The 25019-nt window shown below is 71.4% G+C and carries 20 protein-coding genes, 2 tRNA genes and 1 pseudogene; 17 read left to right on the top strand and 6 right to left on the bottom strand.

The window, feature by feature from the left end:
* Positions 1–64 precede the first annotated feature (64 nt).
* On the bottom strand, positions 65–3331 hold the full coding sequence (locus HHX31_RS35340) for a S8 family serine peptidase (RefSeq protein ID WP_311932269.1): 3267 nt from the start codon (positions 3329–3331) through the stop codon (positions 65–67).
* Between the two features lie 415 nt (positions 3332–3746).
* Between HHX31_RS35340 and HHX31_RS27360 the strand changes: the two genes are divergently transcribed.
* From HHX31_RS27360 to HHX31_RS27350, 3 genes are all read left to right on the top strand, one after another.
* Complete coding sequence (locus HHX31_RS27360) at positions 3747–4124, top strand: DUF2809 domain-containing protein (protein ID WP_169951563.1); 378 nt, start codon at positions 3747–3749, stop codon at positions 4122–4124.
* A gap of 77 nt (positions 4125–4201) precedes the next feature.
* A complete protein-coding gene (gene bla / locus HHX31_RS27355) occupies positions 4202–5122 on the top strand; it encodes a class A beta-lactamase (RefSeq protein WP_169951561.1) in 921 nt (306 codons plus the stop codon).
* A gap of 71 nt (positions 5123–5193) precedes the next feature.
* Entirely contained in the window at positions 5194–7323 is a 2130-nt protein-coding gene (locus tag HHX31_RS27350; protein ID WP_169951559.1) for a transglycosylase domain-containing protein, read from the top strand.
* Positions 7324–7330: 7 nt separating this feature from the next.
* Here the strand turns inward: HHX31_RS27350 and HHX31_RS27345 are convergent, their stop codons facing one another.
* Complete coding sequence (locus tag HHX31_RS27345; protein WP_169951557.1) at positions 7331–7666, bottom strand: STAS domain-containing protein; 336 nt, start codon at positions 7664–7666, stop codon at positions 7331–7333.
* A gap of 272 nt (positions 7667–7938) precedes the next feature.
* Here HHX31_RS27345 and HHX31_RS35335 point away from each other — a divergent pair, with 272 nt between their 5' ends.
* Positions 7939–11301, top strand: coding sequence for a BTAD domain-containing putative transcriptional regulator (locus HHX31_RS35335; RefSeq protein WP_169951556.1), 3363 nt, complete (start codon positions 7939–7941; stop codon positions 11299–11301).
* Here the strand turns inward: HHX31_RS35335 and HHX31_RS27335 are convergent.
* Positions 11237–11857 carry a hemerythrin domain-containing protein gene (locus tag HHX31_RS27335; protein WP_169951554.1) on the bottom strand — a complete coding sequence of 207 codons (621 nt, stop codon included), beginning with the start codon at positions 11855–11857 and terminating at the stop codon, positions 11237–11239. The genes HHX31_RS35335 and HHX31_RS27335 overlap by 65 nt on opposite strands.
* A gap of 130 nt (positions 11858–11987) precedes the next feature.
* Between HHX31_RS27335 and HHX31_RS27330 the strand changes: the two genes are divergently transcribed.
* From HHX31_RS27330 to HHX31_RS27285, 10 genes are all read left to right on the top strand, one after another.
* Positions 11988–12197 carry a transposase gene (locus tag HHX31_RS27330; protein WP_169951552.1) on the top strand — a complete coding sequence of 70 codons (210 nt, stop codon included), beginning with the start codon at positions 11988–11990 and terminating at the stop codon, positions 12195–12197.
* 59 nt (positions 12198–12256) lie between these two features.
* Complete coding sequence (locus tag HHX31_RS27325; protein WP_169951550.1) at positions 12257–12700, top strand: hypothetical protein; 444 nt, start codon at positions 12257–12259, stop codon at positions 12698–12700.
* A gap of 94 nt (positions 12701–12794) precedes the next feature.
* Positions 12795–12867, top strand: a tRNA-Thr gene (locus HHX31_RS27320).
* Positions 12868–13043: 176 nt separating this feature from the next.
* Positions 13044–13117, top strand: a tRNA-Met gene (locus HHX31_RS27315).
* A gap of 79 nt (positions 13118–13196) precedes the next feature.
* A complete protein-coding gene (rpmG, locus tag HHX31_RS27310; RefSeq protein WP_036325591.1) occupies positions 13197–13361 on the top strand; it encodes a 50S ribosomal protein L33 in 165 nt (54 codons plus the stop codon).
* A 185-nt stretch (positions 13362–13546) separates the two neighbouring features.
* Positions 13547–13996: a MaoC family dehydratase N-terminal domain-containing protein gene (locus tag HHX31_RS27305; RefSeq protein WP_169951548.1), complete on the top strand. Its 450-nt coding sequence runs from the start codon at positions 13547–13549 to the stop codon at positions 13994–13996.
* Between the two features lies 1 nt (position 13997).
* Complete coding sequence (locus tag HHX31_RS27300; RefSeq protein ID WP_169951546.1) at positions 13998–14426, top strand: MaoC family dehydratase; 429 nt, start codon at positions 13998–14000, stop codon at positions 14424–14426.
* Positions 14427–14487: 61 nt separating this feature from the next.
* The gene (locus HHX31_RS27295; protein WP_169951544.1) at positions 14488–14853 is read left to right on the top strand and encodes a hypothetical protein; all 366 of its coding nucleotides are present in this window, start codon (positions 14488–14490) and stop codon (positions 14851–14853) included.
* A gap of 39 nt (positions 14854–14892) precedes the next feature.
* Positions 14893–15942 carry a UDP-N-acetylmuramate dehydrogenase gene (locus HHX31_RS27290; RefSeq protein WP_169951542.1) on the top strand — a complete coding sequence of 350 codons (1050 nt, stop codon included), beginning with the start codon at positions 14893–14895 and terminating at the stop codon, positions 15940–15942.
* Positions 15943–16155: 213 nt separating this feature from the next.
* Positions 16156–16725 carry a TMEM165/GDT1 family protein gene (locus tag HHX31_RS27285; protein WP_311932267.1) on the top strand — a complete coding sequence of 190 codons (570 nt, stop codon included), beginning with the start codon at positions 16156–16158 and terminating at the stop codon, positions 16723–16725.
* Here the strand turns inward: HHX31_RS27285 and HHX31_RS35330 are convergent.
* Both HHX31_RS35330 and HHX31_RS27275 read right to left on the bottom strand, forming a co-directional pair.
* Complete coding sequence (locus tag HHX31_RS35330) at positions 16722–19640, bottom strand: AAA family ATPase (RefSeq protein ID WP_283244644.1); 2919 nt, start codon at positions 19638–19640, stop codon at positions 16722–16724. The two genes, HHX31_RS27285 and HHX31_RS35330, sit on opposite strands and share 4 nt — an antisense overlap.
* 132 nt (positions 19641–19772) lie before the next feature.
* Positions 19773–19940 carry a hypothetical protein gene (locus HHX31_RS27275; protein WP_169951536.1) on the bottom strand — a complete coding sequence of 56 codons (168 nt, stop codon included), beginning with the start codon at positions 19938–19940 and terminating at the stop codon, positions 19773–19775.
* 216 nt (positions 19941–20156) lie between these two features.
* Here HHX31_RS27275 and deoC point away from each other — a divergent pair, with 216 nt between their 5' ends.
* The 3 genes from deoC (at position 20157) to HHX31_RS27260 (ending at position 23641) form a co-directional block, all read left to right on the top strand.
* Positions 20157–21110, top strand: coding sequence for a deoxyribose-phosphate aldolase (gene deoC, locus HHX31_RS27270; RefSeq protein WP_169951534.1), 954 nt, complete (start codon positions 20157–20159; stop codon positions 21108–21110).
* A gap of 15 nt (positions 21111–21125) precedes the next feature.
* Positions 21126–22553, top strand: a complete 1428-nt coding sequence (locus HHX31_RS27265) for an aldehyde dehydrogenase family protein (protein WP_169951532.1) — start codon at positions 21126–21128, stop codon at positions 22551–22553.
* Between the two features lie 221 nt (positions 22554–22774).
* Positions 22775–23641, top strand: coding sequence for an aldehyde dehydrogenase (locus HHX31_RS27260; RefSeq protein ID WP_169951530.1), 867 nt, complete (start codon positions 22775–22777; stop codon positions 23639–23641).
* On the opposite strand, the pseudogene rho reads toward HHX31_RS27260, so the two are convergent.
* Positions 23638–24693 (bottom strand): annotated as a pseudogene (gene rho / locus HHX31_RS27255) (transcription termination factor Rho); the annotation flags it as partial. The gene HHX31_RS27260 and the pseudogene rho overlap by 4 nt on opposite strands.
* Positions 24694–25019: the final 326 nt, after the last annotated feature.

Genomic DNA, 25019 nt, shown 5'->3' with positions numbered 1-25019 from the left:
TCGGCGCGGGAGCGGGCCGAGGTGGCCCGGCGGACGCGCTGGTCCGCCGGGCCGGAAAGACCCCCTAGTTGACAGTGATCTTGTCGACCTCGACCGTGATGCCCTTCACCTGGGGGGTGGAGGTGCCGGTCGTGACGGTGCCGGTGCCCGAGGACACGCCCTTGACCTTGAACGAGTAGCTGAGCGTGCCGCCGGGGGCGCCCGGCGTGCTGGTGATCCGGTAGTCCTGCGTCGGCGGGCCGCTGATCTGGCTGCCGCCGGTGCCCTCGATGTTCTCGGCGCCGACGGTCAGGCCGTACTCCGCGCCGGGGTCACCGGGCAGGTTCGCCGGATCGTAGGCGTACGAGATGTCCTCCGTGCCGCCCAGGCCGATCCACTGCTGGAAGACCTTGCGGCTGCTCGTGCCGTACAGGTTGACCTGCCACTCGACGACGAGCCACGTGCTCACCCCGTCGGTCAGGGTGGCGACGTAGACGCCCGGCGCTCCCGCGCCGTTGAGGTCGGTCCAGTACGACGCGAGCACGCCGTTCGGCTGGGCCGTGTCGGGCAGCGTCTGCGGCGCGAACTGGATGTCCGCCGAGCCGTTCGTGCCGCCCGCGACCGTGTAGCCGTTGGAGACGACACCGATCCTGTTGAACGTGCGGCCGGCGTAGGTGAACGCCGGGACGGTGAAGTTCAGCGCCTCCTCGTCGCCGATGGGCGTCGGGGCGATGCCGAAGAGCGACAGCGGCAGGTAGCCCGCCGGGCCCGTGCCGGGGGCGATGACGGGCTTGTCGGGCTGCTTGCCCGCGAGTGTCTTATTGGTCGTCACGATCTGGTTGCCGACCTTGGTCGCGCCGGTCACGCCGGTGAGCCGCAGCTTCGTGTTCAGCGTGCTCAGCGCGGTGACCTCGGCGTCCTCCAGCGTGTTGTTCTGGACCGTGACCGTGCAGGTGGACTCGCCGGTGTTCTTCGCGATGGCGGTCGGCGCGCAGGTCTGGTCGATCGGCACCGCGCCCTCCTGCCGGTAGAAGGCCACCGGCAGGTGCTGCTCCCGGTTGCCGTTGACCTGCTTGAGGTTCACCTGGCCGAAGTACTGCCCGTCGGGCAGGTCGGGTGCGGTGATCACGACGGTGATCTTCTGGCTCTTGCCCGGCTTCACCGTGAACAGCGGCGGCAGCACCGTGATGCTCGCTCCGCTGACGGTGGTGCCCGTCGCGGTGTAGACCAGCGTCTTGCCGGTGGTGTTGACGAGCGTGCGCTTGGCGGTGATCACGCCCGGCATGACGGGCGCGTTGACCGACGGCAGGTTGAGGTCGATGCGGTTCAGCGGGTCGGCGGCCGAGGCGGCGTAGTTCGCCGCGGTCTCGTCGAGGGTCAGGCCCACGTCGCCGGCCTTGGTCAGGTCGATGCGGCCGCCGCCGTAGTCGAACGGGTCGGCCGGGGTGGTCCGGTCCTCCTTGGTGACCTTCGTCGTCGCGGAGGTCTCCAGGGCCGACTTGACCTGGCCGGGCGTCCAGGTCGGACGCAGCGCGAACAGGAGCGCGGCGGCGCCCGCGACGTGCGGCGACGACATCGAGGTCCCGGCGATGACCTGGTAGAGGTTGCCTGCCGGGCCTTCCAGCGGCGACTCGGGAGTCGGGGTCATGCCTGCGAGGATGTGCAGGCCGGGCGCGGTGACGTCCGGCTTCAGGAAGTCGCCGCCGGGGCCGCGCGAGGAGAACGACGTCATCGCGTCGCCCTGCCAGGTGGTCTTCGTCCCCTGGGTGAAGCTCGCGGTCGCGCCCGGGTGGGAGCTCAGCCAGCTCAGCAGGACGTCGGTCTCCGGCTTGTCGATGTGCACGGTCGGCAGCCAGTGGTTGTCGGTCATGAGGTCGAGCGGCGTGGCGTTGTACAGGATCATGCCCGCGGCGCCGCCCTGCTTGACGGAGAATCCCTTGAGCACCCGGTTCGGGCCGCGCTGGCAGGCGACGATCTTCCCGGTGAACAACCCGGGAGGCGCCGGGCTGAGGCACAGTGGGTCGCTGTACGGCGGCGCGGAGGCGAGCACCACCGGCAGCGGCGAGGAGACGCCCCCGGTGATCGACGCGCCCTTGATCGACGGGCCGCCGGTCAGGGTGATCGTCGACTGGAAGGTGCGGCTCTGCGTCGAGGCCGCGACGGTGGTCACCCACGGGCCGCGGTGGTCCGTCGTGCTGGCGCCCGGTCCCGAGTTGCCCGCCGACGCCGCCACGAACACGCCCGCGGCGTACGCGTCGAGGAAGGCGAGTTCGACCGGGTCGCTGTAGGGGTCTGCGCCGCCGCCGATCGAGAAGTTGATGACCCGTACGCCGTCGGCGATGGCCTGCGCCACCGCGGCCACGGAGTCGGACTGGTAGCAGCCCTCCGCGCCGCAGACCTTGTAGACCGCGACGTGCGCGGCCGGCGCGATGCCGTGAATCGAGCCGCGGTCGATGCCGAGCGGGTTGGCGTGGTCCACGGGCCCGCCCGCCGAGGTGGTGGCGGTGTGCGTACCGTGGCCGCCGGAGTCACGGGCGCTGTCCGGGTACACCTCCCCGCCCACGATCGCGTTGTACGTCGCGAGGAACGGCTGGCCGGAGATCAGCTTGCGGTTGCACGAGAAGGGGTCGGCCGCCGGGGTCAGCGGGTTGGCACCGAAGTTGCAGGTGCGCGGCGTGCCGTCCGCCTTGGGCGGGGGAGCGGGGAGCGTGCCGGGGTCGGCGAACGAGGGATGCTCCGGCCAGGCGCCGGTGTCCAGGATGCCGACGATGACGCCCTTGCCCGACGACTTGGCCCCGCCGAGCTGGTTGTAGACGGTCGGCGCGCCGATGAACGCGGGGCTGGAGTCGGTGAGGGGCTGCTCCCGCTTGTCCTCCTGCACGGCCGCCACTCCGGGCAGCTTCAGCAGGTCCGCGGCCTTGTCGGCGGGCAGGGTCAGGGCGACGCCGCCGTAGACCGTGCGGAGCTTCTGCCCCACCCTGGCGCCGGGGACCTTGTCGCCGAGTTCGCCGAGGAAGGCGTTCTCGACGTTCTCGATGTGCTTCTGGTATTTCGCCGCGTCGCCGCTCTTCGGGTTGAGCGCCTTGCCGGTGACCGACGGGCTGGTGCCGGGCAGGCCCGGCAGGCCGCCCTTGTAGGCCGCGAGCGAGTCGTAGTCGAGCTTGACGAGGACGCTCGTCTGTTGCGGCGACCGCGAGGCGAGCAGTTCTGGGTCGCTCTTGGCGAGACGCCCACTCGGCGACTTGGCGCCCTGGACGCGCTCGGCGCCCGTCACGGCCGTGGCGCTCCACGACGGCGACGGGGTGGGGCTGGGGTCGGCGGCCGCGGAGGCCGCAGGGATGATCGCTGCCACAAGGCCGAGTCCGGCGATGACCGCTGTGGTCCGTAAGTAGGGGGGTGGGGACTTCCTCGACACGACACCTCCATGGAGACCTGTGAGGCCCCGCCGCCCAGGGCGTGGAGGAACCGCGCCGCCCCCGGACATGGGAGGGCGCGAGCCCTCCCCGGTGGGCGACGGCGAACGGCCACCCGAGACGGGTGGCCGAAGCTGACTCGGAGTTTAACCAGCCATCGTTTTTCCGGCTAGATCGTTCCATGGTGTGATTTTTCGTCTGCGAACCTATTGATTTCGGTGTTTTCCCGTGCTTGCAGCATTTCGGGCATATCGTGCTGCGGTTGTCGGGACGCATCGGCGGCGGCATCTGGGTGTGCTACCACCGGACGAGCTGCCGGACGAGCTGACGGCCGGGCCCCGGTAGGGTGCCCGGATGCCTCATCGCCGACTGGCCGCGCTGGCCGCCGCCGTGATGGTCGTGGCCGCGGGCCTGGCGGTCCGGGCGCTGTTGCCCGGCGCGGTGGGCAAGTACGCGGGCGACCTTCTCTACACCCTCCTCGTGTACGCGCTGGTCGTCGTGGCCGCGCCGCGCGCCCGGCCGGTCGTGGCGGCGGCCGTGGCGCTCTGCCTGAGCTGGCTGGTCGAGTTCGCCCAGCTCACCGGCGTGCCGGCCGAGCTGTCCGCGCGCAGCGCGCTGGCCAGGCTGGCGCTCGGCACGACCTTCAACGCCCCCGACCTGTTCTGGTACGCCGTGGGCGCAGCCGCCGGCTGCGTCGTCCATGTCCTCCTGATATCGGCGCGGTTCAAATGAATATGGGACATGTTCCGAACCTCTTGGCTTGGTCCTGCGTCTGACAGACCACCGACCCACGAGATTAAGGACATGTCATGACACACCCGGCGACGGTGAAGGCCGCCGTGCTGACGGTCTTCGTCCTGGTCGGCGCCGCCCCGGCGACCCCGGCCGTCGCGGCGCCCCGCACGGACGTGGCCGCGACGGCGCACCGGACGGACGTGGCCGCCGAACTGCGCGCGCTGGAGAGGTCCTTCCGCGGCCGCATCGGCGCGTACGCGATCGACACGGCGACCGGGAGGACGATCGGCTACCGGGCGGGCGAGCGGTTCTCGCTGGCGTCCACCTTCAAGGCGGCGGCCGCCGCGGCGGTGCTGGCCCGTACGAGCGACAGGGAGCTGACGCGGAAGGTGGTCCGCTGGACCGCCGACGAACTGCAGCCGCACTCGCCGGAGACCGGCAAGCACGTGAAAGACGGCATGACGCTCGCCGAGCTGTGCCGGGCGGCGATCATCTACAGCGACAACACCGCGGGCAACATGCTGCTGAAGCGCATCGGCGGGCCGAAGGGGCTCACCCGCTACTTCCGCTCGCTCAAGGACCCGGTCTCGCGGCTGGACCGGTGGGAGACCGCGCTGAACGAGTGGTCGCCCAAGGAGCGGCGCGACACGACCACGCCCGCGGCGATCGCCCGCGACCTGCGCGCGCTCACCGTCGGCGACGCGCTCGGCGCGAAGGACCGCTCCCGGCTGGTCGGGTGGCTGCGCGCCAACACGACCGGGGACAAGCGCATCCGCGCCGGGCTGCCCAAGACGTGGATCGTCGGCGACAAAACCGGCACGGGCGGCTCGTACGGCACCGCCAACGACATCGCCGTGGTCTGGCCGTCCAAGGGCGCCGCCCCGATCATCATGGCGATCTACACGAACCGCCACGCGGCCGGCGCCTCCGCCGACGACCGGGTCGTCGCCCAGACGGCGACCGTGCTCGCGCGCGGCCTCGGCCGACTGACGTAGGACATTTATGGTGACTTATCCCGCTTTACGGTCTCATAGCCTTGTGTATAGCGATTTGGGGGGATGATCGAGTGAACAGCACGGGGAAGGTGCTGCGCCTGGCCGCCTTGGCGACGGCGGCGGGCGTGCTGGTCGCGGGCATCGCGCTGCCGGCGGTGGGAGGCGCGGGCGTCGGGTTGGTGACCGCAGTCGAGGACGTGGGCCTTGAGCCACGGGACCTCCCCGAGCCCCCGCTGGCGCAGGTCTCCGTCGTCCAGGACGTGAAGGGCCACGAGATCGCGCGGTTCTACGAGCAGTACCGCGAGGTCGTCCCGCTCGACCAGGTCGCCGACATCATGAAGACGGCCATCATCTCGATCGAGGACTACCGGTTCTACGAGCACGGCCCGATCGACCTCGAAGGCACCGCCCGCGCGCTGGCGACGAACCTTCAGTCGGGCGGGGTGGCCCAGGGAGGTTCGACGATCACGCAGCAGTACGTCAAGCAGGTGCTGCTCAACGCCGCCCAGACCGAGGAGGAGAAGCAGAAGGCCCTGGAGGCCAGTTACGCCCGCAAACTCAACGAACTGCGGTACGCGATGGGCGTGGAGAAGAAGTACTCCAAGGATCAGATCCTGGAGAAATACCTCAACATCGCCTATTTCGGCGCGGGCGCGTACGGCGTCGAGGCGGCGGCCAAGCGGTTCTTCGGGATCAGCGCGAGCAAGCTGACGCTGGCGCAGGCGGCGACGCTGGCGGGCGCGGTGCAGGACCCCAACGCCACCGACCCCAACCTGGGCAAGACCAGCCGCGACCGGTTGCTGAAGCGGCGCAACGTCGTGCTCGACCGGATGGCCGAGCTGGGCAAGATCACCACGGACGAGGCGGCGAAGGCGAAGAAGGCCAGGCTCGGCTACAAGGGGACCCCGCTGCCCGGCGGCTGTGAATCAAGCAAATATCCGTATTTCTGCGTCTACGTGCGCAACGAGATCCTCGGCAACGCCGACTTCGGCAAGACGGCCAAGGACCGCCTGGCGTTCCTCAACCGCGGCGGGCTGACGATCAGAACCACGATCGACCCCAAGATGCAGGCCGCCGCGGACAAGGCGATCAGGAAGTGGGTCAACCCGACCGACAACCCCGTGGCCGCCGAGGCGCTGGTCCAGCCCGGCACCGGGGCGATCAAGGCGATGGCCGCGAGCCGCCCGTACGGGACGCGCAAGAGCAAGAACGAGGTGTCCTACAACCTCGTGGCCGACGCCGCGCACGGTGGCGGCATCGGCTTCCAGGCCGGCTCGACGTTCAAGACGTTCACGCTGCTCACCGCGCTCAAGCAGGGCATGAAGATCAACGACGGCTTCAGCGCGGGCGCCGGTTACACCGCGCCGGCCTACTCGACGTTCAAGAACTGCGCGGGCCAGTCCATCGGCGACCCGAGCCACACCGTCACCAACGACGAGGGCTCGCCCGGCTGGCTGACCCTGCAGACCGGCACGTGGAACTCGGTCAACACCTTCTTCATGGAGCTGGAGCGGCGGGTCGGCCTGTGTGAAGTGGTCAAGACGGCCAAGTCGCTGGGCATCCACCGCGCGGACGGCGAAAAGCTCCGGGAGTACGAGACGTTCACGCTCGGCATCAACGAGATGGACCCGGTGACGGTCGCCACCGCGTACGCCGCGATCGGCGCGCGCGGCAAGTACTGCGCGCCGATGGCCATCACCCGCATCACCGACAGCACCGGGAAGACCACCGACTACCGGCCGAAGTGCCGTCAGGCGCTGGAGCCCGAGGTGGCCGACGCGGCGGCGCACATCCTGTCGGGCGTCCTGACCAAGGGCACGATGGCCGCCGTCGGCGGCATCGGCCGCGACGCCGCGGGCAAGACCGGGACCAACGACGACTCCTCCTCCGCCTGGTTCGCCGGGTTCACCCCGGACCTCGCGGGAGCGGTCAGCCTGGGCGACCCGCGCGGCTCGTCGAAGTACAAGCTGAACGGCGTCATGATCGGCGGTCGTTACTACGGCTCGGTGTTCGGCGCCAGCGTTCCCGGCCCGATCTGGAAGGACACGATGCTGGCGGCGCTGCGCGGCGTGCCTGCGACGGAGTTCACGCCCATCGACTCCGAGCGCTTCGGCGGTTGCGGCGACGGTTGCCGGAAGGTGGTGTCCGTGACGCCGCCGGCCGGAGACGACGACACGCCGGTGCAGATCCTGCCGGAATAGCCGCCGGTCACTCGTCCAGCGCGTCGGCGGTGTCGAGAACGCGGAACAGCCGGGTCAGGTTGGTCCAGCGCAGGATGCGCAGCACCTGACCGCCCGGCGCGATGAGCGCCAGGTCGCCGTCCCTCTGGCGCAGGGTGTGCACCAGGCGCACCAGCAGCCCGACGCCCGTGGTGTCGATGAACCGCACCTCGCTGAGGTCGATCGCGAGCCACGGGCCTCGGGCCTCGATGTGGGTGCGCAGCGGTTCGCGCAGGCGCCGCACCGCGTGGAGATCCAGCTCTCCGCGCAGCCCGAGCACCCACCAGCGGGTGGGGGAGGAGGGTTGTGCCGTCCACGTCTCCACGGGGGTTCCCTTCGCTCTTCTTGACGCCGGGGACCACCGGGGAGCGGGACGGGGGAGTCCGGGGGTGACCGGCGAAGCGCTTCGACGGACACGCCGACGAACGAGCTGAGCCGCACTCAGGGTAACAATCCGTCTCCGGCGCGTCGATCGGGTGGAGCAAAGATGCCACGATCGAGACAGAGATGGAGGGCTATGTCCCGATCTATGACCGCCTTTGCCGGTGACCTGGTCGTCTACGGCAGGCTCGGATTCATCCCTATGCTTGCCGCCAAATGGTAAAAGTGCGGGTTTTAGGGCGGATCGCGGCGGAGGTCGGTGGGCGCCCCGCGGACCTCGGGACCTCGCTCCAGCGCGCCGTGCTGGCCCGGCTGGTGTGCGCCCGTGGACACGTGGTGTCGACCGACCGGTTCGTGGACGACCTGTGGCGGGGGCAGCCGCCGCCACGCGCGCTGGCCGCCCTCCAGGTCTACGTCTCCAACCTGCGGCGGGCCCTGGAACCGGACCGCGCCCCCCGCGCCGTCGCCCGCGTGCTGGTGAGCGCTCCCCCCGGATACCGCCTGGCGCTGGAGCCGGACGACGTGGACGCCTGGCGCTTCCCCCGGCTGGTCGAGGCCGCCGCCGGCCTGCTCGCCGAGGGACGGCCCGACCACGCGGTCGAGGTCGTGGACGAGGCCCTGGCGTTGTGGACCGGCCCGGCGTACGCGGAGTTCACCGAGGAGGAGTGGGCCGTCCCCGAGGTCGTCCACCTGGACGAGTTGCGGGTCGTCGCGGTGGAGCACCGCGCCGAGGCCGGGCTAGCGCTCGGCCGCCACGCCGAGGTCGTCCCCGAGCTGGAGCGCCACCTCACCGCGCATCCGCTGCGGGAGAACGCCGTGCGGCTGCTCGCGATCGCCTACTACCGGGCCGGGCGGCAGGGGGAGGCCCTGGCGGTCCTGCGCCGCACGCGCGCCCTGCTCGCCGAGCAACTCGGCATCGACCCGGGGCCCGCCCTGCGCGCGCTGGAGTCGGACATCCTCGCGCAGTCCGAGTCTCTCGACATGCCCCGCACGGCCGGGCCCGTGGTTTCCAGGCCAGAGGTCACGGCTCCCGCCCCGGAGCCCGTCTCCCCCCGCATGGTCGGCCGTACGGCGGAGCTGTCCCGACTGGCCGCCGCTGCGGAGCAGGCGGCGACCGGATTCCGCATCGTGTGGCTCGGCGGCGAGGCGGGCTCGGGCAAGAGCACCCTGGCCGACGCGCTCGTACGGCGCCTGGCCGCGGACGGCTGGCGGACCGTGGTCGGCCGCTGCCCTGAGACGAGCGGCGGCGTGCCGCCCGCCTGGGCGTGGAGCGAGGTGCTGCGGGAGCTGTCCGCGACCTGCCCGCCGGAGCCGGGGACCGCAACCAGGCTCGCGCCCCTGCTGACCGACGACGCCGCGCCCGTGGGCCAGTTCTGGCTGGCGCGGGCGGCCGGCGACTACCTGGAGGGCGTGCCGGGACCGCTGCTGATCGTGCTCGAGGACGTGCACCGGGCCGACGAGGAGACCCTCCAGCTCCTGCGTCACCTGGCGGGCCGCCTGACCAGGACGCCGGTTCTCGTCCTGCTGACGCACCGTCCGGCCGAGGCGGGCGACGACCTCACGGCCACCTCGGCGGCGCTCGCCGTGCAGACGGTGGAGCACATCACCCTGGACGGCCTGGGGGAGCCGGAGGTGGCACTCCTGCTCGCGGCGCGCTCCGGCACGGAGGTCGACGAGGCCACGGTGCGCACGGTCACCGAGCGGACCGGCGGCAACCCGCTGTTCGTGAGCGAGACCGCCAGGCTGCTCGCGGTGGACGGCCCTTCCGCGGCCCACGCGCTGCCGCCAGGCGTGCGCGACCTCATCCGCCGCCGCCTCGCCCGGCTGCCCGCGACGGCGCGGACCACGCTGCGCACGGCCGCCGTCCTCGGCCGCGAGGCCGACGCCGACGTGCTGGTCGCCCTGCCGGGGGCGGACGAGGAGACGGTGCTCGACGGCCTGGAGGCGGGGGTGCTGTCGGGCCTGCTGGAGGAGCCGCGCCCCGGCCGGGTCCGGTTCGCCCACGTGCTCGTCCGCGAGACGTTGTACGAGGACATCCCGCGGCTGCGCCGGGCGCGGATGCACGGCAAGGTCCTGACGGCGCTGGAGCGGGTGCGCCCCGGCGACGTGGGGGCGCTCGGGCACCACGCGCTCGCCGCCGCGACGACCGCGACCGCCCGTACGGCCGCGGAGTACGCGGCGCGGGCCGCCGGGCAGGCGGCCGCGCTCTACGCCCACAGGGAGGCGGCCGCGCTGCTCCAGGGCGCGCTGGGCGCGCTCGACCTGCTCGGCGAGGGGACGGACGACGCGCATCCGGACGTCCGCCTCGATCTCCTGTGCCGTCTGGTGTCCGCGCAGGCGCACGCGGGCGACGTGATCACGGCGGTGCACAACCGGACGAGAGCGCTGGCGGTGGCCCGCCGGATGGGTGATCGGGACGCGGTGGCGCGGGCGGTGTCCTCGCTCGACGCGCCGGTCATCTGGACCATCCAGCCGGACCGGCGGCTCGACGCCGATCTCGTCGGCGCGATCGAGGAGTCGCTCCCCGCCGAGGCGGGCGAATCCCGCTGCCGGATGCTCGTCGCCCTCTGCCACGCGCTCGAAGGACACGACGCGGAGCGCATCGAGGCGGCCAGCGGGGAGGCGCTGGCGATCGCCGACGCGCTCGGCGACCCCCGTCTGCGGTGCATGGCGCTCAACGGCCGCTACTGGGTCTGCCTCACCCCGGACAGGCGGGACGACCTGGAGCGGCTCGGGCACGACCTGCTGGCCGCCTCGGCCGCCGCCGGGTTGCTCGGCTACCAGACGCTCGGCCACTTCGCCCTGCTCATGGTCGCCCTGGGCCGCAACGACTGGGCCACCGCGCGCCGCCACGCCGACATGGCCATGGAGCTGTCGACGAGCGGCCAGCTCGGCCTGGCCCTCGGCATCCTCTCCTTCCTCGACGCCCTGCACCTGCTGGTCAGGGGCGAGTTCGAGCGGGCGGAGAGCGTCTACTCGCGGCTCGGGGAGCGGCTGGCGAGCACCGGCGACGCCAACGGCGCGATGGTGGGAGTGGTCGGCCGTTTCCTGGTCAAGCTGGCGGCGGGACGGGTGCACGAGTCGGTGGAGGAGCTCGCCGCCCTGTGGGAACGCCTGCCGCAGGACGTGGGCGAGCTGTACGCGCGAGCGCTCGCCGGGGCAGGCCGCCTGGAGGAGGCCCGCGCGGTGTGGGCCTCCGCGCGGGTCCCCCGCAGGGACTACTACTGGCTCGTGTTCATGTCGCTGCGCGCGGACAACGCGATCGCGCTCGGCCACCGGGCGACGGCGCGGGAGTGCTACCGCCTGCTGCTGTCGTCCGACGGCGAGCTGGCCGGCCTGCACTCGGGCTCGGTCACGCTCGGGCCCGTCGCGCACACGCTCGGCGACCTCGCGGTGTTCCTGGGCAGGCCAGGCGACGCCGAGGCCCACTATCTGCGGGCCGCCGAGGTCGCCGGGCAGGTCGGCTCGCCGCACTGGGAGGAGGCGGCCCGCCGCGAAGCCGGCAACGCGGCGCTCACGCGGCGCCGAAGACGAGCCGCTCCCGGCGAAGGTGGGCACGGCGCAGCAGCGCCAGCATGACGACCAGGATGGGCCCGGCCAGCGCGCGCAGCTCCCTCATCTCCTCGGGCCGCGCGTGCCGCTCGATCCTGGGCAGCTCGAAGCGCGCGTCGCCGCCCTTCCGTACGTGCCGCTCCAGCTCCTCCCAGTCCTTGCCCGAGACATGCCGCGCGATGATCGGGAAGATCGTGCGCTCTTCCTCCTCGATGTGCTCGTCGAGCAGGTCCGCCAGCCGGCGCAGCGGCTTGGCGAGCTCGACCGGGTCGCCGGCGACGGACGTGATCTCGTCGAGCAGCGGGTCGAGCTCGGAGTGGTCCTCGCTCAGCTCGCTCAGGTCGACCTCGGCGCCCGCGGAGCGGACGAGCAGGGGCCACAGGCGGTCGTCCTCGGCCTTGTGGTGATGGTGGATGCCGCGGCACAGCTTGGTGACGTACTCGCGGATGGCGGCGGCGCGCTCGGGGCCGCACGGCTGCCGGCCCGCGGCGATCTCGGCGGTGACCTCGGCGAGGCGCCGGGAGTCGGCGCGCATCGCCCGGTGCGTGATGCGGAAGCCCAGTAGGTTGGGGGTGTCGGACATGGGGCTCATCCTGCTGCGCCCCACTTGGGGTCGGTTAAGACCCGACTTAAGGTCGAACCTTTAGGTGATCAAGGCCGATTCCCATGGGACGGGAGATAGCCATGGGGAAAACCCGATAGCTTGTTCCGCTATGGACAGCCGATGGGTGGGACCGGACGGATACGAGATCGTTCCCGCGTACCGCCGTGACCGCCAGGTGCTGCGGGTGCGGCGCCATGGTCAGGTGGTCGCCGACTGTCTGTCGGTCGAGGAGGTCGCCCGGTATGTCGACCTCGCCGACCTGTGCGAGGTGATCCCGCTGCCCGTCCGGGCCGGCGACGCCCGTACGGCCGTCAAGTAGCCAGGTCACAGGCGTAACAGTCGCGGCCCCTGGGCACTCACACTGCCGAGGGGGAATCGATGCGCCAACCTGCCCTGCCCATGCGCGTGCCCGTGCGCGTGCCTGTGCGCGTGTGCGCCACCGTCGTCATGCTGGTCGCCGGCTGCGGGTCCGCGCCCACGGAAACCGCGGCCGAGACGCCGGTGTACGTGCTCAATTTCCGGGACTCCGAGCGGGGCAGGGCCGACCAGCGGCCGGCGAACCTCGTGCTCTCGGAGTTCAGCACGATGAGCGAGGTCACCTGGCGGACCTGGGGGCCGACCAGGGCGACCGGCGCGGGCAAGCTCAGCGGCACCTGGTGCCTGCCCGAGTGCGCGGACGCGCCGTACGACGCCACGGTGACGTTGAGCAGCGTGACCCCGGTCAAGGGCAAAGGCTACTTCGGCCGCTACACGGTCACGGCCGACCTGCCCGTCAGGCACCGGCCGGAGGCCGACCTGTCGGGAGCCCTGCCGACGCCCTGAGCGGCCCGCGCGGCGGGGTGATTCGAGTTCGCGTAGGTCGCCGGGGCCGTGTATGGTTACACCTGTCCGCAACGCGAAAGCGGCAGGCGGGCTCGCCCCTATAGCTCAGTCGGCAGAGCGTCTCCATGGTAAGGAGAAGGTCAACGGTTCGATTCCGTTTGGGGGCTCTAGTCGAGAAGTCCTATCCAAGCAGTGGTTCTCTGGCGCTGCAGGGTGGGGCTTTCGGCTTGGTGGGGATACCTCTTCCTCGGGGGGAAGACCGATCGCGATCATGGCTGTTTCGGATGCGCGAACAGTCGTACGGGTCGGGTATCCTTGCGTGGCCGGGCTCAGTTCCGGCCGAGGCGGAGTAGCTCAGTCAGGCAGAGCAAGCGGCTCATAATCGCTGTGTCGCCGGTTCAAGTCCGGCCTCCGCTACTACCCTCCCGGGTCATCCGCAGTAGGCGGCCCCGGTGCGGGTTGTCCAGTAGTCCCAAACGCAGAAAGGCACTCCCACGTGGCTGCCACAGACGTTAGGCCGAAGATCACGCTGGCCTGCCAGGAGTGCAAGCACCGCAACTACATCACGCGGAAGAACCGGCGCAACGACCCGGATCGGCTTGAGCTGAAGAAGTACTGCCCCAACTGCAAGACCCACCGGGCGCACCGCGAGACCCGCTAGTCCTGGCAGGCGGCGCGGCCCCCGCGTAGGCGTCATCTCACAACCCCACGCGCTTCCGACACCGGCGTTTCCCGCGGGAACGCCGGTTTGTCGTGTCCGCACGTGTCCGCGTTCCGCGCCCGGGGTTGTGGTTCCGGCTTCTGTTACGGTACGGCCTACCTGCTCACCAGAAGGAGCCCGGCCCGATGGCTTTGAACCGTGATTTCGTCGGGCGGACGTACGCGTCGTCCGCGCCCTACGAGGTCAGCCGCGTGAAGATCAGCGAGTTCGCCACCGCGATCGGCGACTCCAACCCGATCTACCACGACAGGCAGGCCGCGGTGGCGGCCGGGCACCCTGACGTCGTCGCGCCGCCCACGTTCCCCATCGTGTTCAGCCTCCTCGGGACCGGGGACGCGCTCTCCGACCCCGAGCTCGGGCTCGACTTCTCGATGGTCGTGCACGGCGAGCAGCGGTTCGAGTACGAGAGGCCCATCCACGCGGGTGACGAGCTGGTGTGCGCCTCGACCATCGCGGAGATCCGCAGCGTCGGACGCAACGCGTTCCTGACCCTGCGGAGCGACGTCTCCACCACCTCCGGCGAGCTGGTCTGCCGGACCTACAACGTCATCGTGGAGCGGGGAGGGGCGGCCTGACATGGCGGCGACGGTCAAGTACGACGAGGTGGAGGCCGGCCAGGAGATCCCGGCCGTCGAGTACCAGGTCCGCAGGGTGGACCTCGTGAGGTACGCCGGCGCCTCCGGCGACTTCAACCCCATCCACTGGAACGAGCGGTTCGCCAAGGCGGTCGGCCTGCCCGACGTCATCGCGCACGGCATGTACACGATGGCGCAGGGCGGCCGGTTCGTGACGGACTGGGCGGGCGACCCCGGCGCTGTCGTGGAGTACGGCGTCCGCTTCTCGTCCATGGTCGTGGTGCCGGACGACGACAACGGCGCCGTGATCAGGATCAGCGGGATCGTCGAGGAGAAGCGCGAGGACAAGCGCGTCGTCGTCACGCTGACCGCGAGGTCAGGCGACTCCCGCGTCCTGTCCAAGGCCCGCGCAGTGGTCCAGCTCTCCTGACCTGCCTCTCCTGACCGGCCTCTCCCGATTGGCCGTGACGGTGCTGGGTAGCGGTCGGATCGTGAGCGAGCGAGACATCAAAGCGAAGAACGAGCCGGTCACGACGCAGCGGGAGCACGGCGACGTCGCCGGTGTCGCCGCGCAGACCCAGGACCCGGGCAAGGCGGGCGACGCCCAGGGCGGCGCGATGCCGCGTCCGCGGGCGCGGAACGCCAGGGAGGCCGGCGAAGCCGCGGGCCCGGAGGAGATCGCCGAGGTCAAGCGGGACGTCGCTCCCGGCGGGACGATCGAGACCGCGCTGACCCCTTCGGGTGAGCCGTCGGTGGTCGCCTCCCAGCTCCTGTGGGACGGCAGTTCGGCCACGTCGAGGATCGACGAGGTGGTGGCCGAGGCAGTAGCCGAGGGGGAGCGGGAGGACCGCGGCTAGCTATCCTGTTCGTCGGATGTTCCGGGTGCGAGGAGACCGATGGCTGACCGGCTGGCAGGGGTGCCACTCGCCCCGTACACCACCCTGCGGACGGGCGGACCGGCCCGGGCCTTCACCGAGGCGGAGACGCAGGACGAGCTGGTCGCCATCGTGGCCGAGGCCGACCGCGTGGGCGAGCCCGTGCTGGTGCTCGGCGGCGGCAGCAACCTCGTGGTGTCCGACGACGGGTTCGACGGGCTCGTGGTCCGCATCGCCACCCGGGGCGTCGACGTGACGGTCGAGGACGGCCGCGCGCTGGTCACCGTGCAGGCGGGGGAGGACTGGGACGCCCTGGTCGCCCGCTGCGTGACGGAGGGCTGGTCGGGCGTGGAGTGCCTGTCGGGCGTTCCAGGGCTGGTCGGCTCCACCCCGATCCAGAACGTCGGCGCGTACGGCCAGGACGTGTCGCAGACCGTCACCGGGGTCCGCGCGTACGACCGGTACACCGGCGAGGTGCGGGACCTCACCGCGGCCGAGTGCGGCTTCGCCTACCGCGACAGCGCGTTCAAGCACGACCCCGGCCGGCACGTGGTGCTGGCGGTCACCTACGCCCTGCGGCGCTCGGCGCTGTCGGGGCCCGTGGCGTACCGGGAGCTGGCGGTCCGCCTCGGCGTGGAGATCGGCGAGCGGGTGCCCATGTCCGACGCCCGCGAGGCGGTGCTGGAGCTGCGGCGGGGCAAGGGCATGGTCCTCGACCCGGACGACCCCGACACGCGCAGCGCCGGGTCCTTCTTCACCAATCCCGTGCTCGGCCCCGAGGAGGCGGCGGCCCTGGCGTTGCGGGCCCCCGGGCACCCGCGCTGGGACACGCCCGACGGCATGGTCAAGGTCCCTGCGGCGTGGCTGATCGAGCACGCCGGCTTCCCCAAGGGCTACGAGAAGGGGCGGGCCCGGATCTCGACCAAGCACACGCTCGCCCTCACCAACCCCACGGGTGAGGCGGGCGCGGACGAACTGCTGGCGCTGGCCCGCGAGGTCCGCGACGGCGTGCACGAGAAGTTCGGGGTGTGGCTCGTCAACGAGCCCGTGCTGGTGGGCGTGACTCTTTAGCTCGGCTAGACTGACGGCACACCGAAGGGGAGTAGTCCGAAATCCACTGATCGACACACTGGCGGCCTGTCCGCCCGGTCGTGGAGCCCTCGTGGCGGACGAGACCTTCGGCCCGACAGTCATGACCGCATGCTGCCGGGCCGAGGTCGCGCCCGGAGCTCCCCGGGTGTCGTACGGCGGCCCGGTCGCGATCTCCCTTCGGAAGGCGACCCCGTGCAAGCCCTCTGGATATCCCTCGTCGTCATCTTCGTGGCCGAACTGGGCGACAAGAGCCAGCTCATGGCCCTGACCTTCGCGACCAGGTTCAAGACGGCGCCGGTGCTGGCCGGCATCACCGCCGCGACCGCGCTCGTCCATCTCGCCAGCGTCGGCCTCGGCAACCTCGTCGGCGACGCGCTCCCCACCACCGCCATCTCGATCGTCGCCGGCCTCGCGTTCCTCGCCTTCGCCGCGTGGACGCTGCGGGGCGACGAGCTCACCGAGGAGGAGAAGGGCAAGGCGGCCAGGACCACCCGCAACGCGTTCATCGCCGTCGCCGTGGCGTTCTTCCTCAGCGAACTGGGCGACAAGACCATGCTAGCCACGATCACGCTGGCCACCCAGCACGGCTGGTTCGGCACGTGGGTCGGCTCCACCGTGGGCATGGTCGCCGCCGACGCCCTGGCCATCCTGGTCGGCAGGTTCCTCGGCACGAGGCTGCCCGAGAAGTGGATCAAGTATGGCGCGGCCGCCGCGTTCGCCGTCTTCGGACTGCTCCTGCTGGCCGAGCCGCTGTTCGCCTAGGCCGTGCCGGACACTCCCTGGTCGAGGAGGGACAGGCGGTGGGCCGCGGCCGCCGCCTCGCCCCGGCTCGACACGCCCAGCTTGGGCAGGATGTTCGACACGTGCACGCTGACCGTCTTGGCCGAGATGAACAGCTCGGCCGCGATGTCCCTGTTGCTGCGCCCGGCCGCGACCAGGCGCAGCACCTCCAGTTCGCGCGGGGTCAGCGCGACCTGCTCCGTGCCTGCTGCTGCGCCTGCATCTGTGCCCGGCTCCGCCGCCTGCCGTGCGGGTTCCGAGATCGGGCAGCCGACCCGGCGGGCCAGCGTGTCGATCTGGGTGACCAGAGGTGCGGCGCGCAGCGCGACCGCGAGCGGGTGGGCCTCGCGCAGGCGGAGCGAGGCCCCGTCGCGGTCGCCGCTCGCGGCGGCGACCATCGCTCCGTGCAGCAGCGCCTTGGCCCGGACGTACGGACGGCCCAGCCGCTGCCACGCCTCGGCGGCGGCGTCGAACTCGCCCCGGTAGACCAGCCCGAAAGCCTCGTTCACCGGCCCCCCGCCCAGGTTCTCCGCCAGCCGGTCGCCCAGCGCCCACACCCGGGCCACCCGGTCGGGGGCGACCGGAGCCGCCGCGTCGCAGACGTACCTGACCGACGCGAGCAGCCGCCCGGCGAGCATGGCCTTGCGGGCGAGCGGCGGGTCGTCGAGCTCCGCCTCCAGCACGTCGAGGGCCGGCAGCGGCTCGCCGCGCATCAGGTGCCACGCGACTCGCAGGCGGACGTTGTTCGTCCACTCCTGCGTCTGCTCGTCCCGGTGCGGAGAGAAGGCGCCGACCTCGGTGAGGATGTCCCGCGCCAGGTCCTCCTCGCCGCGCGCGATCGCGATGTCCGCCCGGACCCGCTGCATGTGCCACCGGTTGCGCGGGGTCGGTCCCATCGTCAGGGACCGCTTGATGATCTCGATGGCCTCGTCCCACCGGCCGAGCGACTCCAGCGCCTCCGCGCGGTTGTTGGCGATGAACGTGCCCTGGTGGCGGAACCTGCCGTACCGGCGGGCGAGCTTCTCGCCCTCCAGCGCGAGCGCCACGGCCTCCTCCGAGCGGCCGAGGTTGTCGAGGGCGTCGACGTTGTTCCCCAGGGCGCGAAGGATGATGCGGGGCGAGTTCAGGCGGGTGCCCATCGTCAGCGCCCGCTCGTTGGCCGCGAACGTGGTCTCCAGGTCGCCGTTGATGGAGTGCCCGAGCGCGAGGTTGATCAGGAGGTCGGCCTCCTGCACCTCGTCGCCCGTCTCGCGGGCGATGCGCAGCGCCTCCTCGGTGAGCGCGGTGCCCTGCTCGACCTCGTCGGCGCACATCAGGCTCTGACCCAGCCGGGCCAGCACGAGCGCGCGGACGTCGCCCGGATGCGGGACCAGCCGCTCGGCGCGCCACAGGTACTCCAGGCTCCCCGGCTTGCCCTTGTGCTCCTTGACGTTGGCCATCCGGACCAGCAGTTCGGCCACCCGCTCGGGGGAGGTGCGCTCGTCCAGCTCGGCCAGGGCGCCGCGCACGTACTTCTGGCTCTGCTCCATCTCGCCGCTGAGGAAGGCCGCCTCGGAGGCCCGCTCCAGCACAGTGCAGTGGTCGTGGCCGATGCGCTCGGCGGCGTCGGGGACCTTGTCCCACAGGGTCAGCACGCGTTCGAGCAGCTGGATCTGCTCGGTGTAGGCGAACGACTTGGCCGCCTTCCCGGCGGCCTCCCACGCCGAGATCAGGGCCCACAGGTCGTCCCGGGCGGAGTACCAGTGGTGGGCGATCTCTATGGCCGCCCGGCCCGGGGGCACCAGGGTGCGGTCACGGTCGATCTCCTGGGCGTACCGCGCGTGCATCCGCGCGTGCTCGCCCGGCAGCAGCTCGTCGTGGACCGCCTCGCGGATCAGCGCGTGCCGGAACGCGTACGCCCCGCCGTCGGCCACCTGCAGCACGTTGGCCGCGATGGCCGGCCGCAGCGCGTTCTCCAGTTCCACGTCGGACAGGCCGCTGACCGCCGCGAGCAGGTCGTGCCCGACGCGTACGCCACCGGCGGCGGCGATCCGCAGCACCCGCTGGGAGTCCTCGGGCAGCCGCTCCACGGAGCCGATGATCAGGTCGTGCAGCGAGTCGGGGAACGAGCACTCGTCGCCGCAGTCGAGCAGCGCCTCCACGAACAGCGGGATGCCGCCGCTGCGGTCGAACACCCGGTCCACCTTGGCGAACTCCGGGGTGACTCCGAGGATCCCGGCCATCTGCGCCGCGACCTCGCTCTGGGTGAAGCGGGGCAGGTCCACCCGGACCACGCCGTCGACCCTGCCCAGCTCGGCCAGCACCGGCCGCAGCGGATGGGTGCGGTGCAACTCGTCCGAGCGGTACGTCATGACCATCAGGACGGGAGCCGACCTGAGGTTGCGGCTGAGGAAGGCGATCAGGTCGCGGCTGGAGCGGTCGGCCCAGTGGATGTCCTCGATGACGAGGACCACCGGCCGGCGCTCGGCGAGGCGCTCAAGCAAGGTCAGGATCAGCTCGAACAGCCGGGCGCGGGCCGACTCGGTCTCCCCGTCGCCGCTCGGCTCGCCGAACTCGGGCAGCAGCCTGGCCAGGTCGCGGGCGGCGCCGTCGGGCAGCAGGGCGGCGACCTCCGCCGCGCCGCCCTCCCTGACGAGCTGCCGCAGCGCGGCGGTGAACGGCGCGTAGGCGAGGCCCTCGGCGGAGAGCTCCACGCAGCCCCCGACGAGCACGTGGGCGCCGTCCTGCGCGGCCTGCTCGGCGAAGCGGACGGCGAGGCGGGTCTTCCCCACACCCGCCTCGCCCCCGATGAGGACCGCCGCCGTGGCCTGCTTCCTGGCCTGGTCGTATGCCTCGCTCAGGGTCTCCAACTCCGTGCCCCGCCCGACGAAGACGGGGCTCACCGCCCGGCGTGTCATGCCGTAAAGCATGTCATGACCCTTTACGTGGCTTCGCGTGGTTTTACCGCCAGATCTCGCTCACCGGACAGGGTCACGGCGGCCGAGAAGCCCGGCCGGGAGGGAGGGGCCGGCCGGGCCTTCGAGCGCGTTTCATGAGGTGCGGAGCTTGCCGAAGGCCGCGCGCAGCCGGCGCTGGCCGGAGCGCTGCCGGGCCTTCGCGCCCGCCTGGGACTGGCGGGCGAGCCGGTGCTCCCTGGCCTCCTGCTGGAGTTCGGCCGCCCGGTCGATCATCACCTGGTAGTGCAGTTCGGGACCCATCGCTGCGTCTCCTTGTTTCGCGTCTCTTTTCGTACTCCTCAAGGTTCGGTCTAAGACGGGGTGCGGCACATCAGGCGGATGCCCTATCTCTGGGCGCATCTCCGGTACGGCAGACGGCGTAGGACTTCTAAGGCGGGTAAGGATGTCTTAGGTGCGCCGGGGTCGCCGGGTTTGGAATCAATCCGAGTGGTCGGGGATGCTGGTTCCGTGCCAACTATGACTACTCCGCTCGCGGCAGCGAAGTTCGACGGGGTCGCCTCCTCACCCTCGACGTTGCGGGCGTTCCTGCACGGGCTTCCCGGGGTCGACCGGGTCGGTGCGGACGCACGGGCCGCGATGCTGGGCACGCGATCCATCAAGACGACCGCCAAGAAACAGGCCATCGACACGGCCATCGCGATGGTCGACCTCACCACCCTCGAAGGCGCGGACACTCCCGGCAAGGTCAGGGCGATGTGCGCCAAGGCGGTGCGCCCCGACCCCACCGACGCGTCCGTGCCGCCCGTCGCCGCGGTCTGCGTCTATCCCGACCTGGTCGCGACCGCTGTCGAGGCACTGGCCGGGTCGGGGGTGAAGGTGGCGTCCGTCGCCACGTCGTTCCCCAGCGGCCGGTCCTCGCTGGAGGTCAAGACCGCGGAGACCCGCCTGGCCGTGGCCGCCGGAGCCGCCGAGATCGACATGGTCATCGACCGCGGCGCGTTCCTCGCCGGCGACTACCTCAAGGTGTACGAGGAGATCGTCGCCACCAAGGAGGCCTGTGGCGAAGCTCACCTCAAGGTCATCCTGGAGACCGGCGAACTCGCGACGTACGACAACGTGCGGCGGGCCTCCTGGCTCGCGATGATCGCCGGGGCGGACTTCATCAAGACCTCGACCGGCAAGGTGTCGCCGGCCGCCACGCTCCCGGTGACGCTTGTCATGCTGGAGGCCGTGCGCGACTTCCTGGCCGTGACCGGCCGGAAGGTGGGCGTGAAGCCCGCGGGCGGCATCCGCACCACCAAGGACGCGATCAAATACCTGGTGCTGGTCAACGAGACGGCCGGGCCCGACTGGCTGCACCCCGACTGGTTCCGCCTCGGCGCGTCCTCGCTGCTGAACGATCTGCTCATGCAGCGGCAGAAGATGGCCACCGGCCGGTACGCCGGTCCCGACTACTTCACGCTCGACTGAGGGCTGGACTGAGGCATGTTCGAATACGCACCCGCGCCCGAGTCGCGGGACATCGTCGACATCCGGCCGTCGTACGGCCTGTTCATCGGCGGAGAGTGGGTCGACCCGCAGGGCGAGGATCGCCACAAGACCGTCAACCCGGCCACCGAGGAGGTGCTCGCGGAGGTCGCGTGGGCGGGGGAGGCCGACGTCGACCGGGCGGTCCAGGCCGCGACGAAGGCGTTCCCCGTGTGGTCGGCCATGCCGGGCGCGGAGCGGGCCAAGTACCTGTTCCGGATCGCGCGGATCATCCAGGAACGCTCGCGTGAGCTGGCGGTCCTGGAGACGCTCGACAACGGCAAGCCGATCAGGGAGGCCCGCGACGTGGACCTCCCGCTGGTCGCCGCCCACTTCTTCTACTACGCGGGCTGGGCCGACAAGCTGGCGTACGCCGGGTTCGGGGAGAACCCTCGCCCGCTGGGCGTGGCCGGGCAGGTCATCCCGTGGAACTTCCCGCTGCTCATGCTGGCCTGGAAGATCGCGCCCGCGCTGGCCTGCGGAAACACGGTCGTGCTCAAGCCGGCCGAGACCACTCCGCTGACCGGGCTGGCGTTCGCCGAGATCTGCCGTCAGGCGGAGCTGCCGCCGGGGGTCGTCAACATCGTCACCGGCGCGGGCGAGACGGGCGCGGCGCTCGTGAACCACCCCGGAGTGGACAAGGTCGCCTTCACGGGTTCGACCGAGGTCGGCCGCCTCATCGCCAGGAGCCTCGCGGGCACCAGCAAGAAGCTCACGCTGGAGCTCGGCGGCAAGGCCGCCAACATCGTGTTCGAGGACGCGCCGCTCGACCAGGCCGTCGAGGGCATCGTCAACGGCATCTTCTTCAACCAGGGCCACGTCTGCTGCGCCGGGTCGCGGCTGCTGGTGCAGGAGTCGGTCGCCGCGGAACTGCTGGAGGCGCTCAAGCGGCGCCTCGGCACGCTGCGGCTCGGCGACCCGATGGACAAGAACACCGACATCGGCGCGATCAACTCGGCCGAGCAGCTCGCTAGGATCCGCGAGCTGACGGAGTCGGGGGAGGCCGAGGGCGCGGAGCGGTGGTCGCCCGCGTGCCCGATCCCCGACCGCGGCTACTGGTTCCCGCCCACCGTCTTCACCGGCGTGGCCCAGTCGCACCGCATCGCCAGGGAGGAGATCTTCGGGCCTGTGCTGTCCGTGCTGACCTTCCGCACCCCGGCCGAGGCCGTGGAGAAGGCCAACAACACGCCGTACGGGCTGTCGGCGGGCGTGTGGACCGAGAAGGGCTCGCTCATGCTGTGGACGGCGTCCAAGCTGCGGGCCGGGGTCGTCTGGTCCAACACGTTCAACCGGTTCGACCCCACGTCGCCGTTCGGCGGCTACAAGGAGTCGGGCTACGGCCGCGAGGGCGGGCGCCACGGTCTGGAGGCCTACCTTGCCGTATGACCGTTGTCATCACCCCTCCGGCCGCCCGTCCTGCAGGTGCGCCGACGGGCAGCGCCGCCGTCTCGTCCGCCGGGCCCGCGCAGGGGCGGGCGAGGGTTACTCGCGGGGCCGCCGCTCCGGCCGCTTCGCCGTACGGCACGGCTGGTTCGCGCACCGCGGCGGCGTGTGCCGGTGCGGTCAGACCTACCAGCCGGCCCGTCCACTGGAGATTGGAAGTTTCGATGAGTGAGCGGCTGGCCGTGCGCAAGACGTACAAGCTGTTCATCGGGGGCGCGTTCCCGCGTTCGGAGAGCGGAAGGTCGTATGAGGTGACCTCCTCCAAGGGCGACTTCCTCGCCAACGCGGCAAGGGCCTCGCGCAAGGACGCCAGGGACGCGGTCGTGGCCGCGCGGAAGGCGTTCCCCGGCTGGTCGGGCGCCACGGCGTACAACAGGGGCCAGATCCTGTACCGGATCGCGGAGATGCTGGAGGGCCGCCGCGCGCAGTTCGTCGCGGAGATCACCGCGGTCGGCGGCGTGGGGGCCAAGCAGGCCGGCGACATGGTGGACGCGACGGTCGACCGGCTGGTCTGGTACGCGGGCTGGTCGGACAAGATCGGGGCGGTCGTCGGCTCGGCCAACCCGGTCGCCGGGCCGTACTTCAACCTGTCGAGCCCGGAGCCGACCGGCGTGGTGGCCGTGATCGCCCCGCAGACGGGACCGCTGCTCGGGCTGGTCAGCGCGATCGCCCCGGTGATCGTGACGGGCAACACCTGTGTGGTGGTGGCCTGCGAGCGGGTGCCGCTGCCGGCGATCACGCTGGCCGAGGTGCTGGCGACCTCCGACCTGCCGGGCGGGGTGGTGAACATCCTCACCGGTTCGGCCGCGGAGATCGCCCCCTGGCTGGCGGGTCACATGGACGTCAACGGAATCGACCTCACGGGCGCGGACGCCGAACTGGCCGTCACGTGCGAGGAACTGGCCGCGGAGAACCTCAAGCGGGTGCTCAGGCCGCCGGCCGGTCCGGTCGACTGGCTCGCCGAGCCCGGCATCGGGCGGATGACGGCGTTCCTGGAGACCAAGACCGTCTGGCATCCGATCGGGGTCTAGCCCTTCCCCAGGGCCAGGAGGAGTTCGCCGTTCGAGCCCGTGTTCTTCAGCGTGGTGAGGAAGCGGTCGAACGCCTCCTGGTCCTGCAGCGCCCGGCGCAGCCGCCACACCAGCGGCAGTTCGGCGGAGTGCAGCAGCAGGTCCTCGCGGCGGGTGCCGGACGCGACGACGTCGACGGCGGGGAAGACGCGGCGGTCGGCCAGGCTCCGGCTCAGCTTCAGCTCCATGTTGCCGGTGCTCTTGAGCTCCTCGAAGACGATGTCGTCCATCTTCGAGCCCGTCTCGACCAGCGCGGTGGCGAGGATCGTGAGCGAGCCGCCGCCGGAGATGTTGCGGGCGGCGCCGAGCACCCTCTTGGGCCGGTACAGGGCCCCGGCGTCCATGCCGCCCGTGAGCACCCGTCCTCCGCTCGGCGCGGCCATGTTGTACGCCCGGCCGAGGCGGGTGATCGAGTCGATGAGCACGACCACGTCCCGGCCCGTCTCCACGAGGCGCTTGGCCCGCTCGACGGCCAGTTCGGCCGCGGTGATGTGGTCCTGCGGCGGCCGGTCGAAGGTCGAGGCGATCACCTCGGCCCGGACCGACTCCCGCATGTCGGTGACCTCTTCCGGCCGCTCGTCCACCAGGACGACCATGAGGTGGCATTCGGGGTGGTTTGTGGTGATGGCATTCGCGACGGCCTTGAGCAGCGTCGTCTTGCCGGCCTTCGGCGGGGCGACGATCAGGCCGCGCTGGCCCTTGCCGATCGGGGCGATCAGGTCGATGACGCGCGTGGCCAGGGCGTTCCGCGACGTCTCCAGGCGAAGCCGCTCGTCGGGGTGGATCGGCACGAGGTCGGCGAAGTCCGGCCGCGCCACGTCCGCCGGCCCGCCGTTGACGGTCGTGACGGAGAGAAGCCGGCCGTCCGCCGCGATGCCCGTGACGAGATCGCCACGCCGCAGCCGGAGCGCGTCGACGAGCGTGGCGGGAACGGTCACGTCCTTCGGCCCGGGCAGGTAGCCGCGGGCCCGGATCACCGCGTTCCTCTCGGTCAGGTCGAGCAGGCCGGTGACCTCGGAGGGCGGGGAGTTTCTCCTCCGGCCAGAGGAAGTCCGGCCAGAGGAAGTCCGGCCTGAGGTGGTCCGGCCGGACGAGGCGCGGGGCGCGCTGCGGGGCTGGGGAACGTCGAAAGCGGTCAGGGTCATGGAACTCCTAGAGCTGTGGATGCCAGGGCACGTCCGGAGCGGGAAGGCCGGACAGGCGTGCACGCAGCGGTGGGTGCGCAGGTGCGTGTGTTGAGCGGTGAGACGCGCATGTGCCGCGTAGATACGGCGTAGACAAGGCAGGCGTAGATAAGGCATAGGTGCCGCGTATGTGCTCGAATCGGAGCCAGAACCAT

It is taken from the genome of Microbispora sp. H11081 (genome assembly GCF_012999535.1).
GTDB lineage: Bacteria > Actinomycetota > Actinomycetes > Streptosporangiales > Streptosporangiaceae > Microbispora.
This window is presented reverse-complemented; position numbering and strand designations above follow the sequence as displayed.

What these genes read in the sequence shown, in the direction of transcription:
- HHX31_RS27360 (WP_169951563.1), top strand. Translation starts at nt 3,747, where the DNA reads ATGCCTCATCGCCGACTGGCCGCGCTGGCCGCCGCCGTGATGGTCGTG.
- bla (WP_169951561.1), top strand. Translation starts at nt 4,202, where the DNA reads ATGACACACCCGGCGACGGTGAAGGCCGCCGTGCTGACGGTCTTCGTC.
- HHX31_RS35335 (WP_169951556.1), top strand. Translation starts at nt 7,939, where the DNA reads ATGGTAAAAGTGCGGGTTTTAGGGCGGATCGCGGCGGAGGTCGGTGGG.
- HHX31_RS27335 (WP_169951554.1), bottom strand. Translation starts at nt 11,857, where the DNA reads ATGTCCGACACCCCCAACCTACTGGGCTTCCGCATCACGCACCGGGCG.
- HHX31_RS27330 (WP_169951552.1), top strand. Translation starts at nt 11,988, where the DNA reads ATGGACAGCCGATGGGTGGGACCGGACGGATACGAGATCGTTCCCGCG.
- HHX31_RS27325 (WP_169951550.1), top strand. Translation starts at nt 12,257, where the DNA reads ATGCGCCAACCTGCCCTGCCCATGCGCGTGCCCGTGCGCGTGCCTGTG.
- HHX31_RS27305 (WP_169951548.1), top strand. Translation starts at nt 13,547, where the DNA reads ATGGCTTTGAACCGTGATTTCGTCGGGCGGACGTACGCGTCGTCCGCG.
- HHX31_RS27300 (WP_169951546.1), top strand. Translation starts at nt 13,998, where the DNA reads ATGGCGGCGACGGTCAAGTACGACGAGGTGGAGGCCGGCCAGGAGATC.
- HHX31_RS27290 (WP_169951542.1), top strand. Translation starts at nt 14,893, where the DNA reads ATGGCTGACCGGCTGGCAGGGGTGCCACTCGCCCCGTACACCACCCTG.
- HHX31_RS35330 (WP_283244644.1), bottom strand. Translation starts at nt 19,640, where the DNA reads ATGACACGCCGGGCGGTGAGCCCCGTCTTCGTCGGGCGGGGCACGGAG.
- HHX31_RS27275 (WP_169951536.1), bottom strand. Translation starts at nt 19,940, where the DNA reads ATGGGTCCCGAACTGCACTACCAGGTGATGATCGACCGGGCGGCCGAA.
- deoC (WP_169951534.1), top strand. Translation starts at nt 20,157, where the DNA reads ATGACTACTCCGCTCGCGGCAGCGAAGTTCGACGGGGTCGCCTCCTCA.
- HHX31_RS27265 (WP_169951532.1), top strand. Translation starts at nt 21,126, where the DNA reads ATGTTCGAATACGCACCCGCGCCCGAGTCGCGGGACATCGTCGACATC.
- HHX31_RS27260 (WP_169951530.1), top strand. Translation starts at nt 22,775, where the DNA reads ATGAGTGAGCGGCTGGCCGTGCGCAAGACGTACAAGCTGTTCATCGGG.